Origin of the sequence: Nocardioides marmoriginsengisoli, from assembly GCF_003725695.1 — a bacterium.
Lineage (GTDB): Bacteria > Actinomycetota > Actinomycetes > Propionibacteriales > Nocardioidaceae > Marmoricola > Marmoricola marmoriginsengisoli.
Window position 1 is genome coordinate 94,762 of the sequence record NZ_RJSE01000006.1, and the last position, 14,340, is coordinate 109,101.

General features: G+C 71.1%; 16 protein-coding genes. 5 read left to right on the forward strand and 11 right to left on the reverse strand.

Annotated features, from left to right (window positions below; translation table 11 throughout):
• Positions 1-1,020, reverse strand: coding sequence for a heat-inducible transcriptional repressor HrcA (hrcA, locus tag EFK50_RS08275; RefSeq protein ID WP_123227106.1), 1,020 nt, complete (start codon positions 1,018-1,020; stop codon positions 1-3).
• 68 nt (positions 1,021-1,088) lie between these two features.
• On the opposite strand from hrcA, the gene EFK50_RS08280 reads away from it, so the two are divergent.
• Complete coding sequence (locus tag EFK50_RS08280; RefSeq protein WP_123227107.1) at positions 1,089-1,937, forward strand: MBL fold metallo-hydrolase; 849 nt, start codon at positions 1,089-1,091, stop codon at positions 1,935-1,937.
• A 25-nt stretch (positions 1,938-1,962) separates the two neighbouring features.
• On the opposite strand, the gene EFK50_RS08285 is transcribed toward EFK50_RS08280, so the two are convergent.
• The 3 genes from EFK50_RS08285 to EFK50_RS08295 all read right to left on the reverse strand — a co-directional run bounded on the left by EFK50_RS08285 (position 1,963) and on the right by EFK50_RS08295 (position 4,407).
• Entirely contained in the window at positions 1,963-2,361 is a 399-nt protein-coding gene (locus EFK50_RS08285; protein ID WP_123227108.1) for a DUF1707 SHOCT-like domain-containing protein, read from the reverse strand.
• A gap of 2 nt (positions 2,362-2,363) precedes the next feature.
• The gene (locus tag EFK50_RS08290) at positions 2,364-3,116 is read right to left on the reverse strand and encodes a PadR family transcriptional regulator (protein WP_123227109.1); all 753 of its coding nucleotides are present in this window, start codon (positions 3,114-3,116) and stop codon (positions 2,364-2,366) included.
• A 163-nt stretch (positions 3,117-3,279) separates the two neighbouring features.
• Complete coding sequence (locus tag EFK50_RS08295; protein WP_123227110.1) at positions 3,280-4,407, reverse strand: DUF3152 domain-containing protein; 1,128 nt, start codon at positions 4,405-4,407, stop codon at positions 3,280-3,282.
• A 59-nt stretch (positions 4,408-4,466) separates the two neighbouring features.
• On the opposite strand from EFK50_RS08295, the gene EFK50_RS08300 reads away from it, so the two are divergent.
• Positions 4,467-5,309, forward strand: coding sequence for a DUF3097 domain-containing protein (locus EFK50_RS08300; protein ID WP_123227111.1), 843 nt, complete (start codon positions 4,467-4,469; stop codon positions 5,307-5,309).
• A 91-nt stretch (positions 5,310-5,400) separates the two neighbouring features.
• Positions 5,401-5,763, forward strand: coding sequence for a VOC family protein (locus tag EFK50_RS08305; RefSeq protein ID WP_123227112.1), 363 nt, complete (start codon positions 5,401-5,403; stop codon positions 5,761-5,763).
• A gap of 1 nt (position 5,764) precedes the next feature.
• Here EFK50_RS08305 and hemW read toward each other — a convergent pair whose 3' ends face one another.
• The 4 genes from hemW to EFK50_RS08325 form a co-directional block, all read right to left on the reverse strand.
• The gene (hemW, locus tag EFK50_RS08310; protein WP_123227113.1) at positions 5,765-6,973 is read right to left on the reverse strand and encodes a radical SAM family heme chaperone HemW; all 1,209 of its coding nucleotides are present in this window, start codon (positions 6,971-6,973) and stop codon (positions 5,765-5,767) included.
• A 71-nt stretch (positions 6,974-7,044) separates the two neighbouring features.
• Positions 7,045-7,887: an intradiol ring-cleavage dioxygenase gene (locus EFK50_RS08315; RefSeq protein WP_123227114.1), complete on the reverse strand. Its 843-nt coding sequence runs from the start codon at positions 7,885-7,887 to the stop codon at positions 7,045-7,047.
• A 114-nt stretch (positions 7,888-8,001) separates the two neighbouring features.
• On the reverse strand, positions 8,002-9,810 hold the full coding sequence (locus tag EFK50_RS08320) for an AMP-dependent synthetase/ligase (RefSeq protein WP_246004095.1): 1,809 nt from the start codon (positions 9,808-9,810) through the stop codon (positions 8,002-8,004).
• Between the two features lie 93 nt (positions 9,811-9,903).
• Entirely contained in the window at positions 9,904-10,563 is a 660-nt protein-coding gene (locus EFK50_RS08325) for an MOSC domain-containing protein (RefSeq protein WP_123227116.1), read from the reverse strand.
• Positions 10,564-10,698: 135 nt separating this feature from the next.
• Between EFK50_RS08325 and EFK50_RS08330 the strand changes: the two genes are divergently transcribed.
• Complete coding sequence (locus EFK50_RS08330; protein WP_123227117.1) at positions 10,699-11,067, forward strand: YciI family protein; 369 nt, start codon at positions 10,699-10,701, stop codon at positions 11,065-11,067.
• Positions 11,064-12,308, forward strand: a complete 1,245-nt coding sequence (locus EFK50_RS08335; protein ID WP_123227118.1) for an RNA polymerase sigma factor — start codon at positions 11,064-11,066, stop codon at positions 12,306-12,308. The genes EFK50_RS08330 and EFK50_RS08335 overlap by 4 nt, the downstream gene beginning before the upstream one ends.
• Here EFK50_RS08335 and EFK50_RS08340 read toward each other — a convergent pair.
• From EFK50_RS08340 to EFK50_RS08350, 3 genes are all read right to left on the reverse strand, one after another.
• On the reverse strand, positions 12,280-13,038 hold the full coding sequence (locus EFK50_RS08340; protein ID WP_123227119.1) for a DUF4328 domain-containing protein: 759 nt from the start codon (positions 13,036-13,038) through the stop codon (positions 12,280-12,282). The genes EFK50_RS08335 and EFK50_RS08340 overlap by 29 nt on opposite strands.
• Positions 13,039-13,110: 72 nt before the next feature.
• The gene (locus EFK50_RS08345; RefSeq protein WP_246004096.1) at positions 13,111-13,938 is read right to left on the reverse strand and encodes an aminoglycoside phosphotransferase family protein; all 828 of its coding nucleotides are present in this window, start codon (positions 13,936-13,938) and stop codon (positions 13,111-13,113) included.
• Positions 13,935-14,333: a MerR family transcriptional regulator gene (locus EFK50_RS08350; RefSeq protein ID WP_123227120.1), complete on the reverse strand. Its 399-nt coding sequence runs from the start codon at positions 14,331-14,333 to the stop codon at positions 13,935-13,937. The genes EFK50_RS08345 and EFK50_RS08350 overlap by 4 nt, the downstream gene beginning before the upstream one ends.
• Positions 14,334-14,340: the final 7 nt, after the last annotated feature.

Genomic DNA, 14,340 nt, shown 5'->3' on the forward strand with positions numbered 1-14,340 from the left:
TCAGGATTCGTCGAGGATCGTGGAGACGTAGCGGGCGACCGCGCGGACGGCGGCCATGGAGCCTGGGTAGTCCATCCGGGTCGGCCCGACGACACCGAGCGCGGAGAGCGCGTCGTCGCTGGCGCCGTACCCGGTCGCGACCACGGAGGTGGCGGAGAGCTGGTCGATCGGGCCCTCGGCACCGATCCGGACGGTGACGAGGTCCGACGACGTCTCCCCCAGCAGCTTGAGCAGCACGACGTGCTCCTCGAGCGCCTCCAGGATGGGCTTGACGGTCTGGTCGAAGTTGTCGCCGAACCGGGCCAGGTTGGCGGTGCCGCCGACCACGACGCGCTCGTCGGAGCGGTGGTTCGACATCGCCTCGACGACGGCCGCGACGACCACGGTGAAGGTGGGGGTGACGTCGTGGCCGACCTGCTCGGGAAGGGCGCCCAGGGCCGTGGCGGCCTCGGAGATCCGCTCGCCGGCGGCCGCCGCGTTGACCCGGAGCCGCAGGTCGCCGAGCAGGTCGTCGGTGAGCTCGACCGGCACCTCGATCACCCGCTGCTCGACCCGACCCGTGGAGAGGATCAGCACCGCGAGCAGGCGGTGGGTGCTCAAGGCGACCAGCTCGACGTGTCGGACCGTCGACTTCGCCAGCGTCGGGTACTGCACGATCGCTACCTGCTGAGTCAGCTGCGCGAGCAGCCGGACGCTGCGCTGGACGACGTCGTCGAGGTCGTGGGCTCCTTCGAGGAAGCCGGCGATCGCGCGCTTCTCGGCCGCGGACATCGCCTTCACCGTGGTCAGCCGGTCGACGAAGAACCGGTAGCCCTTGTCGGTCGGGATCCGGCCGGCGCTGGTGTGCGGCTGCGCGATCAGGCCCTCGTCCTCCAGGGCGGCCATGTCGTTGCGGACGGTCGCAGGCGAGACGCCGAGCCGGTGCCGCTCGACCAGGGTCTTGCTGCCGACCGGCTCCTGGGTGGCCACGTAGTCCTCGACGATGGCGCGCAGGACGGCGAGCTTGCGGTCCTCGATCATCTCGGCTCCTCTCGGGCGGCGGCTTGGCACTCCAGTCGTGCGAGTGCCAAGTCTACTAGGGTGTCCGGATGACCGACTTCACCGAGATCGCCGACCGGATCTGGGTGGCGCGGTACCCCTGGTTCGACGTCAACGTCGGGCTGATCGGCGGCTCCGAGGGCCTGGTGGTCGTCGACACGAACGCCTCGGCGGCGCTGGGCGCAGAGGTGGTCGCGGCGGTACGCCGGATCTCGGCGGCGCCGATCCTGGCGGCGGTGAACACGCACGTGCACTTCGACCACACCTTCGGCAACGCGGCCCTGGCCGCAGCCGGTGCCGAGCTGGTCGCCCACGAGGACGCCGCGGCAGCACTGCCGGCACACGCGGCCGAGATCCGCGCCGAGGCAGCCGGCAACGCCGACGAGCAGGACCTGCTGGTCGGCGAGATCGCGGTGCCGACCAGGACCTTCTCCTCAGCGCTCGCCCTCGACCTCGGGGACCGGGCCGTCGAGCTGATCCACCCGGGCCGCGGCCACACTGCCGGCGACCTGATCGTCAAGGTCCCGGATGCGGACGTGGTCTTCGCCGGCGACCTGGTCGAGGAGTCGGTCGCCCGCGCAGGGGTGCCCGGCTACGGCGCCGACTGCTACCCGATGGACTGGCCGTCGAGCCTGGACCTGGTGCTCAGCCTGACCGGCACCGGCACCCGGATCGTCCCGGGCCACGGTGCCGTGGTCGACCAGGACTTCGTCCACGAGCAGCGCTCAGCGATCGGAGTCGTCGCCGAGACCATCCGCGACCTCGCGGGTCGCGGGGTCCCGGTGGAGCAGGCGATCGAGGTCGGCGACTGGCCGTACCCGCGGGAGGAGATGGCTGACGCCGTACGCCGGGGCTACGAGCAGCTTCCCGCCGTACGGCGCCAGCTGCCGTTGATCTGAGGCCATCGGCTGGTCGGCCGCCTGCTCAGCAGGCCCAGTGGGCCCGGCCGTGCCAGCGCCGGCGACGCCACGGGGCGAAGGCCAGCAGCAGGACGCCGACGACGAGCAGCGGGATCCACGGCACGTGCCCGGTGGCCGCGAGGATGATCGCGAGCACCAGCAGGGGCAGCAGCGGGAACGGGAACGGGAACGGCCCCCGGCGCCAGGCCCGGCCGTAGCCGGGATCCCCGGGCCCGAGGTAGCCGGGCCGGAGGTCGGCGAACACCGGGGCGAGATCGCCCCAGGTGCGCGCCGTCGCGGCGGCGTCCCTGCGCTCGTCGAGCTCGTCGGCATCGATCCGCCCGCGAGCGTGCTGCCGGTTCAGGCTGGCGAGCGCTCGCTTGCGGTCGCGATCACTGACCCGGAGGTCGTCGTTCCCGTACATCGTTACTCCTCCTCGGCGGATTCCGGCCCCTCGGCGAGGAGGCCGTACAGCTTGCGGCGGGTGTCGGCGAGGATCTCGACGGCCTTCGCCTGCTGGGCCGGCGTACCGGCGGACGCGACCTGGACGATCGCACCCACGGTCTGCTTGATCACCTGGCGGAGGTCGGCGTGACCCTCCTCGGAACCGTCCTCGTCGAACGGGCTCCAGACCGCGGCGACCTGGTCGGCGTTGTCGGCCAGGTAGCTCCGGCCGGCGTCGGTGAGCTGCAGGGTCTTCCGACCCGCGGGAGCGTCCTCGACGAATCCTTCGTCGACGAGCTGGGCGATCGTCGGGTAGACCGACCCGGGGCTGGGCTTCCAGACGCCCTGGGTGCGCTCCGCGATCTGCTGGATGACCTGGTAGCCGTTCAGCGGCTCCCCGGCCGCGCCGAGGACGTCGAGGATCGCCGGCCGGACGTCACCCCGGCGGACCCGGGTGCGGCGACCGCCCCGGCCACCGCCGGGACCTCCGCCCCACTGCGGGCCGAACATCTGGGTGACCCACGGCGGCGGGCCGAAGCTCTGGTCGCCGGGGCGTCCGCCCCACTCGCCGCGACCGTGCGGTCCGTGACCGCGCCCGCGACGCCGGCCGCCTTCGCGACCGCCCTCCGGGTCTCCGTCGGGACCGCGCCGCTGGCGCCGTACCCCTTCGAACGGGGACCCGCCGTAGCCGGCACCCCAGGCATTGCTGTCGAACTGGTTGTTGTTGGTACGCATGTGCTTTCTCCTTGCATCTGATCGAGGCGGCGGTTCTTGTCTGCGCCGTTCTTCTCGATACGTTTACGATATATCGTGAACACTCACGATGCAAGAAGATATTCCAAGCGACGTTGAGTGGGCCCGTTGTGTCGTTCGACTGGGCCCTTGTTGCCAGTCCTCCTCAACGAGAGGTCCAGCGCTCCGACGGGAGGGGGAACGGGTTGAAGCGGCAGCCGTTGAGACCCTTGGACTGCTGCATCATGATCGGGGCGAGGCGGCCCTTCCCCGGGCAGCTGCTGTGCCAGTGGCCGAGCCAGTGCCCCGTCTCGTGGTTGAGCACCATGTGCCGGTAGTCCCGCAGTGGCCGGCCGGCGGCGTTCCAGGCCGGCGACGCATGCTGCCAGCGGGTCTGGTTGATGATCACGTAGCGGCCGACCCGGCAGCTCCAGGTGCTGCTGCACGGGGCGCCGAAGCTCGGCACCTTCGCAGCGCTGCTCAGCACCAGGGTGAAGTCACCGCCGCGTGCCACCTGCCGGAACTGGTAGCCGGCCGAACGCCAGCCGCGCGGGTCGGCGTACGACGCGGCGGCCAGCCGGGTGAACGTCTCCAGGTTCGCGGTGATCCGCCCGCGGGTGGCGATGCTGTAGGTGTAGCGCCGCTTCACCCCGACCCGGTGGTCGATCAACCCGGTCGCGGGCGAGGTCGCCGTCCCGTTCGCGTACGCCGCCCGCCGGGCGACCACCCGCACCTTGATCCGGGCGCCGAAGTCGGCGACGACGAGCCGGTACGTCGGGTGCACCGCTCCCTTGATCGGCCGGCCGTCGCGCAGCCACCGGTACGCCAGCGCCGTCGGTCTCGGGCTCCAGGTGCCGGGAGCAGCCGTCAAGGTGCGGCCCCAGCGCCGGACACCGGAGATCGTCGGTGCTGCCTTGGCCACGAGCACGCCGGCCTGGACGGCGGCGGTCGGGAGCGAGGTCGCCGGCGCGCTGACACCGCCGTCGGTGCCGGTCGCCACCACCCGGACCGAGATCCGCCGGGCGAGGTCCCCCTCCACCAGCCGGTACGACGACCCGGCTGCACCGGCGATCGCCGTACCGTCGCGCCACCAGGAGTAGGCGTAGGACTCGGCGGCCGGGAGCCAGGAACCGGGCGCCGCAGCCAGGGCCTGGCCGACCTTCGCCGTCCCGCTGATCGTCGGGAGCGACTGGTTGACCGGCGGCACCGGCTCCGCCGCACCGGCAGCGGTCATCAGCCCGGAGAGGCCGACGATCAGGACGGTGGCCAGCACGACCCAAGATTTCCGTGTCATGCGGTCGAGCGTAGGCGAGCCTTCGACGCTCGGCCGGGCGCAGTGCCTAGCGTTACCCGGTGACCTTCGATCGTTATGGCTCCGACGTCCTGAACACCGACTGGCGCGCGCCGAAGAAGGGCCGCTCGGTCGAGCTGGTCGCCGAGCTGGGGCTGGTCGTCGAAGAGGTCCAGACCGACTTCTGTGGCGAGATCGTCAAGGTCGAGCGCGACCTCGGCACCCTGATCCTGGAGGACCGCCGCAACAAGCGCCGTACCTTCCCGCTGGGGCCGGGGTTCCTGGCCGACGGCGTCCCGGTGATCCTGGTCGCGCCGGTGAAGAAGGGTCCGGTCGCGCCGAGCCGGACGGCATCGGGTTCGATCGCGGTCGCCGGCGCCAAGGCCCGGGTGGCGCGGGCGAGCCGGATCTTCGTCGAGGGCCGCCACGACGCCGAGCTGGTCGAGAAGGTCTGGGGCGCGGACCTGCGGATCGAGGGCGTGGTCGTGGAGTACCTCGAAGGCATCGACGACCTCTCCGCGCACCTGCGCGACTTCGGGCCCGGGCCGGAGCGACGTGTCGGCGTGCTGGTCGACCACCTGGTGCACGGCTCCAAGGAGAGCCGGATCGCGCAGTCGGTGGCGAAGTCGCCGATCGGCAAGCACGTGCTGATCGTCGGCCACCCCTACATCGACGTCTGGGCAGCGGTGAAGCCCGAGCGCCTCGGCAAGGAGGCCTGGCCGACGATCCCGCGGAACATCGAGTGGAAGAAGGGCGTCTGCCAGCAGTTCGGCTGGCCGCACCGGGACCAGACCGACATCGCCCGCGCCTGGAAGCACATCCTCTCGAAGGTGAACTCGTACGCCGACCTGGAGCCGTCGCTGCTGGGCCGTGTCGAGGAGCTGATCGACTTCGTGACCGGCTAGTCGTCGAGGACGAAAACCACGTCTGAAGTCGCGGAGACGGCGAGTACGGTGCGGCTGACGACACGTACGACGAACCGTGAAGGAGCGACGAGTGCCAGGCGCCGAGCTACGAGGGGTCACCCTGGACTGTGCCGACCCGCAGGCGCTGGCGGGCTTCTACGGCGCCCTGACCGGGATGCGCGAGCTCTTCAGCTCGGCCGGGTTCGTCGCTCTGACGAACGACGCCGGCTGCGATCTGGGATTCCAGCGGGTTGACGGGTATCGGGCTCCGGAGTGGCCCGGCCAGGACGTGCCCCAACAGCTCCACCTGGACTTCCGGTCCGACGACCTCACCGCGACAGAGGCTCTGGCGTTGGAGCTCGGCGCGACCCGACCGGACCATCAGCCGGGCGACGGACGCTGGCGGGTGCTCCTGGATCCTGCCGGCCACCCCTTCTGCCTGACGTCCTCCTGATTCAGTCGCCCTCGTCGAGCAGGTCGCGCACCACTGCGTCGGCGAGCAGCCGGCCGCGGCGGGTGAGCACCAGCCGGTCTCCGACGACGTCCGCGAGCCCGTCGGCGACCACCGGAGCGACAGCAGCAGCAGGGACCAGGTCGAGCGGCAGGCCCTCGCGCAGCCGGACCTCCAGCAGCACCCGTTCGACGCGCCGGGTCTCGGCGTCGAGCACCTCGCGGGCCAGGGTCGGGGACTCCCCCGCGGCCAGCCGGGCGGCGTACGCGGTCGGGTGCTTGGCGTTCCACCAGCGGACCCCGCCCACGTGCGCGTGCGCGCCGGGACCGATGCCGAGCCAGTGCTGCGAGCGCCAGTACAGCTCGTTGTGGCGGCACCGGGACTCGTCGTCGCGCGCCCAGTTGGAGACCTCGTACCAGCCGAGTCCGGCCGCGCCGAGCAGGTCGTCGACGAGCTCGTACTTGTCGGCCAGGTCGTCCTCGTCGGGCATCGGCAGCACCCCGGACCGGACCTGCCGGGCCAGCGCGGTGCCGTCCTCGACGATCAGCGAGTACGCCGAGACGTGGTCCGGCGAGCAGGCCAGCGCTGCTTCGACCGACCGCTGCCAGTCGGCCAGGGTCTCCCCCGGCGTGCCGTAGATCAGGTCCAGGCTGACCTGCTCGAAGCCCGCCTCCCGGGCCCAGGCGACCGCCTGCGGCACCCGGTCCGGGTCGTGGGTCCGGTCCAGGACCGCGAGCACCGACGGCACCGCGGACTGCATCCCGAAGGAGATCCGGGTGAAGCCGCCGGCGCGGAGCTCGGCGAGCGACTCGGGAGTCACGCTGTCCGGGTTGGCCTCGGTAGTCACCTCGGCGTCGGCCGCCAGGCCGAAGCGATCCCGGACGGCGGCCAGCATCGCCACCAGGTCGGCGCTCGGCAGCAGCGTCGGCGTGCCGCCCCCGAAGAAGACGGTCGACACCTCGGGGGCTCCGGGGAGCACCCGCGCGAGCAGGTCCACCTCGGCGATCGCCGACGACGCATAGGTCGCCTGGGAGGCACCGCCGCCCAGCTCGGTCGCGGTGTAGGTGTTGAAGTCGCAGTAGCCGCAGCGCACCGAGCAGTACGGCACGTGCAGGTAGGCCCCGAGCGGGACGTCCGGCAGCTCGGCCAGGGCGGCTGCCGGGAGGGATCCGTCGCTCGGGGCGGGATCTCCGTCAGGAAGGGTCGAGGGCACGGGTCGAGGCTATCGAGCGCCCGAGCTTGCTCGAGGCCGAGTGGTCGAGGAGCACGGGTCGAGGGTGGTCCTCAGACGGGGACGTTCAGCGTCGCGGTGTAGCCCTCCGCGACCGATCCGCTCACCTTCGCCAGCTGCAGCGAGTACCCGTCGGAGAAGACGTTGTCGGTCTCCAGACTGGTCCGGGACAGGTTCGCCACGCTCGCCTCGTAACCGGAGGTGGCGTAGACCTGCTCGCAGACGTCCTTCGGGAATGCCAGCTGGGAGGTGCGCAGCTTGTTGGTCGCCGCGGTCGCGTCCGCCAGCGTCGGGTAGACCTCGAAGTGCACGTGCGGCCAGCGGCCGTCGTACGCCCCGGGGAAGATCGAGGTGAACTCGACCCCTCCGTCCGCGTCGGTCTCCTGGACGCCGCGCAGGTAGTTCTCGTCGACGATGCTCGCGGAGTACATCGAGTACTCACCGTCGCGGTCGCAGTGCCAGGCGTAGACCGCTGCTCCGGCCAGGACCTCGGACGTGTCGCCGGTCAGGTCGTAGACCTTGAACCGCAGCGTGAGCGGGATGCCCTCGGCGACCCCGGTAGCGCCGCCGAAGCTGGGCCGCAGGTCGGAGCGGACGACCCCGCTCTGGTTGAGCACGTTGACGCCGTTGGAGCCGTCTCCCGGGTACGGCCCGGCCGTCTCCTCGGGGATCTCACCGGCGGCGGTGCTGGCTCCGGACGCGGCCGGACCACCGCCGGGGTTGCTCGGCCCCGCCGCGCTCGGCGAGTCGTCCGACGCCCCGCAGGCCGCCAGGGTGCCGGCCGCCGCGACGCCACCGAGGATCCCGAACAGGCGGCGCCGCTCCATCCCCTGCTCGATCAGTCGGGGCAGGTCGTGGGAGAGGCCGCGGTCGTGGTCCTCGAGTTCTTCGTTCATGGGACGAGCATGCCGAGCAACCTTGTGAGGTTCCTGTGGGTCGGTTGTGCGGTTCCTGCGCGTCACCGCGTCTCGACAAGCTCGACGTCCGGGTCGCTAGGCTCGGCCTCGCTCCTAGGCGTAGAGCGCGTCGATCCGGTCCTTGTTGTTGACCTCGACGACGTTGCGCTTGACCTTCATCGACGGGGTCAGCTCGCCGGACTCGATGGTCAGGTCGTGGTCGAGGATCTCGAACTTCTTCACCGACTCCCAGCGGTTCAGCTGGGCGTTGAGCTGCTCGACGTACTCGGCGATCATCGCCCTGACCTCGGGCGAGGAGACCACGTCGGTGTAGGAGGCGCCGGCCTTCCCGTTCTCCGCGGCCCACCCCGCCATCGCATCCGGGTCGAGCGTCACCAGCGCGATCACGTAGTTGCGCTCGTTGCCGAAGACCATGAACTGGCTGGCGTACGGGCAGATCGCCTTGAACTTGGCCTCGATCGCCGGCGGGGCGACGTACTTGCCTCCGGAGGTCTTGAAGAGCTCCTTGATCCGGCCGGTGATCGTCAGGAACCCGTCGGCGTCCAGGGAGCCCTTGTCACCGGTGTGCAGCCAGCCGTCCTCGGTCAGCGTCTTCGCGGTCTCCTCGGGCAGGTTGTGGTACCCGTCCATGATGTTCGGGCCCTTGATCTGGATCTCGTCGCCCTCCCCGAGCCGCACCTGCCCGCCGGGGAAGACCGGACCCACGGTGCCGATCTTGTAGTCGTCCGGGTGGTTCACGAACGCACCGGCAGCCGTCTCGGTCAGCCCGTAACCCTCCAGGATCAGGATCCCGGCGGCGTGGAACCACTCCGCGATCTCCCGGTTCAGCGCGGCGGAGCCGGAGATGAAGAACCGGACCCGGCCGCCGAAGCGGGCGCGGATCTTGGAGAACACCAGCTTGTCGAAGAGGCCGTGCTGGAGCTTGAGGGTGAACGGCACCGGCTTGCCGGCGAGCTTCAGGGCGTCGACCTTCCGGCCGACCTCGAACGCGGCGTTGAAGATCTTCTCCTTGGCGCCGCCCTCGGCCTCCTGCATGGTGATGATCCGAGCGTAGGCCTTCTCGAAGATCCGCGGTGCCGCGCCCATGAAGGTCGGCTGGACGATCGCGAGGTTGTCGATGATCCGGTCGACCCGGCCGTCGACCGCGGTCGCGAAGCCGCAGGCCAGCTGCGCGGAGAGCAGCACCTTGCCGAACGAGTGCGCCATCGGCAGCCACAGGAACTGCAGGTCGGACTCGTCGAGGATCTTCTGCGACTGGATGACTGCGCCCTCGTAGGTCCACGAGGAGTGGGTCAGCCGGACGCCCTTGGGCTTGCCGGTGGTCCCGGAGGTGTAGATCAAGGTGGCGAGCTGGTTGCCCGTGATCGCCGCGACCGAGGTGTCGACCGCGTCCGGAGTCGTGGCCAGGTGCTGCTCGCCGAGCGCGGCGAGGTCGTCGAGCCCGATCACCCAGTCGCCGTCGGTGGTGCCGTCGAAGACGACCACCTTGAACAGCTCGGGCAGGTCGGCACGGTGGTCGCGCAGCTTCTGCACCTGCTCGTCGTCCTCGGCGAAGACGATCCGGGACGCCGAGTCGGCCAGGATGTAGGCCACGTCGGCGGCCATCGTCGAGGGGTAGACGGTGGTGGTCGCCGCACCGGCGGACAGGATCGCCAGGTCCGCCTCGATCCACTCGACCCGGGTGCCGGCGGCGATGCCGACCCGCTGCTCGGACTCGATGCCGAGGGCGAGCAGGCCCGCGGCGAGCTTCTCGACCCGGTCCCCCGCCTGCTTCCAGGTGAGCGAGGTCCACGGCTGGCCGTCGGCGGCCGGGTAGCGGAACGCCTCCAGCGCGGGGCTCTTCGCCACCCGCTCGCGGAACTGCAACGCCATGTTCTGCGGCCGGTTCTCGATGAACGACATGTCTGGGGCGACGCGTGACATAGGGGCTCTCGCTTCTGGTCCGACGGCTAGGGCTTGCACGTAACCTAGATCACGCCTGGTGAACGCGGCTAGTTAGCCCGGCCGGGGCCCCCGGCCCACCGTGGCCGCTCGTTCGTAGATCCACGGTTTCAGGCCCGGTACGTCGAGCAGCGGCGGCAGCAGACCGGGCTGGATCGTGACCGCGCGGAACAGGTGCGCGACCGTCACGCCGTGGTCCGGCCGGTCCACGACCTCGAGCGGATCGCCGGCCGCGACCTCGCCCTCCTCCAGCACCCGCAGGTAGGGGCCGGGCCGCCCGGCGAGGACGAACCGCTTGACCCAGGAGGCGGCGTCGTAGCCGGAGTGGTCCATCCAGCCCTTGAACGTCAGGCACGGGATCCGCACGTGCGACACCTGGAGCAGCGCCGTCCCGACCCGCCAGGTCTCCCCCAGCAGCGCCTCGTTGAGGTCGAGCCCCGCGGTGGTGAGCTGCTCGCCGTACTGGCCGGGGGCGAGGGGGCGGCTGAGCTCGGCCTGCCACCAGGCGTAGTCCTCGACCGAGTACGCGTATACCCGCATGTACTCGTCGCCGTGGTTGCGGGTGTCCGCGACGGCGTTGCCCTCGACGCCCGCCTCGGTGATCCGCACCGGCCCCTCGACCGGGCGCTTCTCGATCCCGGTCTCCGGGAGCGAGCTCGTTTCGTAGGCGACCTTCCGGGGCATGCCGACGTTCACGGAGACGACCTGGGCCATGGGTCGAGTCTTGCAGCCGGTGCGATCCTCCGGAGTTCTTTTCCGCGGACCTGTCGTACCGGCGTGATCGCGTTCGTAGCAGGGGTGACACGACAAGATGGAGCGGCGCGGCCGTCCACGACGAAGGAGCACACCATGACGCAGTACCTGTTGTCCGTCATCCACGACTGGAACGACCTCGGCGACGTCTCGGACGAGGAGGTCCAGGAGATGTTCGCGGCCACCGGTCGGTTCAACGACGAGATCCAGGCGTCGGGGCACTGGGTCTTCGCCGGCGGCCTGGAGCACCCGAGCACCGCGACCGTGGTCAACGGCGTCAAGGGCGCGAACATCGTCACCGACGGGCCCTACCTGGAGGCCAAGGAGCACCTGGGCGGGTTCTGGGTGATCGAGGCGGCCGACCTCGACGAGGCGCTGGAGATCGGTCGGCGCGGGTCGATGGCCTGCGGCGGTGCGGTCGAGGTCCGACCGTTCCAGGGCGAGGACGGGCCCGCCGGCGCGTGAGCCCCGGGACCGGATCCGACCGGGCCGCGCTCGACCCGCAGTTCGCCGAGCAGATCTCCGGAATCGTGCGGGCCGAGCACGGTCGGGTGGTCGCCACCCTGATCCGTCGTCTCGGCGACATCGACCTCGCCGAGGACGCCGTCGCCGAGGCGCTGGTCACCGCCCTCGAGCGGTGGCCCGCCGACGGCATCCCGCCGAACCCCGGAGCGTGGCTGACGACTACCGCCGGGAACAAGGCGATCGACCGGATCCGGCGGGAGGGCAAGCGCGACCTCAAGCACAAGGAGGCGCTCGACATGATCGACGACTCGCTCCCCGAGCCGACCGGGCCGGTCGCGGACGACCGGTTGCGACTGATCTTCATCTGCTGCCACCCGGCGCTGGCGCCGGAGAACAGGATCGCGCTCACGCTGCGGCTGCTCGGCGGCCTCACCGTCGCCGAGATCGCACGCGCGTTCCTGGTGCCGGAGACCACGATGGCTCAGCGGATCACCCGGTCCAAGCAGAAGATCAAGGCCGCCAACATCCCCTACCAGGTGCCCCGCGAGGCCGACCTGGTCGAACGGCTCGCCGGCGTGCTGGCGGTGCTGTACCTGATCTTCAACGAGGGCTACCTGGCCTCCGCCGGCGAGGGTTTGCGCGAGGATCTCTCCGCCGAGGCGATCCGGCTGACCCGGCAGGTCGGCTCGCTGATCAGGTCACCCGAGATCGACGGGCTGCTGGCGCTGATGCTGCTGACCGAGGCCCGCCGGGACGCCCGGATCGCGGACGGCGTCCTGGTCACGCTGGACCGCCAGGACCGGTCGCGGTGGGACGCCGACCTGGTCGACGAAGGACATGCACTGGTACGCCGCTGCCTGGCCGCGGGCCGCCCGGGCCCGTACCAGCTCCAGGCCGCGATCAACGCCGTGCACACGGATGCCCTGGACGCCTCGCTGACCGACTGGCGGCAGATCGTGCAGCTCTACGACCAGCTGCTCGTGATCCAGCCGTCCCCGATCGCCGAGCTCAACCGGGCCGTCGCGGTGGCCGAGCTCGACGGGCCCGACGTGGCGCTGGCACTGGTCGAGCGACTCGACCTGCCCGACTACCACCCCGCCCTCGTGGCGCGGGCCGAGCTGCTGCGCCGGCTGGACCGGCGTACCGAGGCTCGGGCGGCGTACGACGCGGCGCTGGCCCTGAGCGCCAACGAGGCCGAGCGGGCGCACCTGGTCAGGCGCCGGGAATCGCTGGGGTCGTGAGCGTCGCCGAGCGCTCCAGGCCGGCGAGGGTGAGCCGGCGGACGATCGAGATCGCGAGCACGGCGCCGACGAGCTGGAACAGGTTCGCCACGAGGTAGAAGACCATCGACTCGTTGAAGTCGTCGACGGTGGTGGCGTCCTCGAAGGAGGAGTCGCCGATCCGGGAGACGAGGCCGCCGATCAGGAGCGTCGCCCACCACCAGTTGACCCGGGTCTTGTCCGCGGTGCCGAGGAGGTTGCCCCACAGGTCGCGGACGTTCTGGCACGGGATCACCAGGTTCGCGAGCGGGATGTACCAGGAACCGGCGTGCATCCCGGGCCCGTGACGCAGCTCGCCAGGCGCGACGGTGCCGGCCACCTGGTACTGCCAGACGGTCCAGGTGATGCCGGTGAGGAGGAACACCACCACGAAGGCGATCACGAGAGCGAGGTTGAGGTCGTCGAACCGGGTCAGCGTCTCCACGTCACCGGACGCCACGGCCTCGTCGAACATCCCGATGCCCCAGACGAACAGAGCCATCTGTCCGACGAGGACCAGACCGCTCAGCCTCAGGCCCGCGCCGACGACCTTGCTGAGCCGGACGAAGGACCGGACCGTCACCGGCGTGCCCTGCGGGACGAGCACCGGCGGCGGCTGCACCCAGGCGGCGCCGTCCCAGTAGAGCAGTGCACCGACCCGTTCCGGGTGCGGGTACCAGCCCGGCGGGGGTGCTGCGGGGACGTCGGTCATCGCGCGATCATGCCCGAACCTGACCGTCCGGCGGGCGGGATTGCGAAACCCGCGACCGAGCGGAATCGACCGCTAGTCCTGCACCGCCTTGGCCACCGCGACGCAGGTGGTCAACCACTCGTCCGGCCCCGGGTCCTCTCCGGAGAGCTGCCACCACGCGTTCACCATCATCCGGACGACGACCCAGTCCCGGGCGCGGCGCTCGTCCAGACCCGCGGCGTCGACGACGGTGTGGAAGCGACGGCGGATCCCGTCCCGGACGTCCCCGGCCAGCTCGTCGAACCGATTCCAGAGCAGCGGGGCGACCTCGTAGTGCGGGTCCCCGGAGAGCGGCTTCGGGTCGATCGCCCGCCAGGTGCCGTCCGCGTCGAGCAGCACGTTCTCGTAGTGCAGGTCGGTGTGGATCAGGATCCCGTTGCTCGCCTCGTCGCCGGCCAGGTCCCGGCCGAGACCGATCGCCTGCTCGACCAGCCGACGGGGAAGCGGCGCGTTCCGCGGCAGTGCCGCGAGGCCCGCCAGCGGCTCGGCGAAGTAGTCGGTGAGCCGCACGAAAGGCGCCCCGGTCGGGCGGTGCAACCGGGCGTACAGCCCGGCGACGATCTCGCACGCCTGCACGTCCCAGACGTCCTCCAGGCTGGCCGGCCCCAGCCGTTCGAGCAGCAGGGCCCGGCGGCGCGGATCCGCCCGCAGCAACCGCACCGCACCGTCGCCGTCCCAGCGGGTGAGCGCCAGGTGCTCGTGCTCGGACTCGGCGTCGTCGCCGCCGACCTTGAGGACCGCGCTCGCCCCGTCCCGGCTGCGCACCGGGACGACGGTCGCCGTCCGGCTGTCCAGCGGCGGACCGTCGAGCACCAGCTCCCAGTCGGCGAGCAGCTCGTCCAGCGGTGCCGAGCCGGTCACTCGAACGCCGCGAGCAGGTCGTCCACGTGCGCCCGGAAGTTCGGGCAGGCCGAGACGTCGTGGGCCTTGCACTCGAAGGCGTGCATCGCCATCTCCCGGGAGAGGCGCATCTCCTCCATCCGACGGTCGAGGTCGGCGATGTGCGCCTCGAGGACCTGGTGGCGCCCGAACGCCTCGGCGTCGAGCAGCGTGCGGATCTGGTCCAGGCTCATCCCGGCGGCCTTGCTGCGCTGGATCACCGCCACCCGGACCAGGTCGGGGCGGTGGTAGCGGCGCCGGTCCGCGGAGTCGCGCTCGGGCGTCAGCAACCCGACGGCCTCCCAGTGCCGGAGCACGTTCGTCGGCATCCCGAAACGTTCGGCGACCTGGCCCACCGACCACGCATTTGACTTCATCCCAACA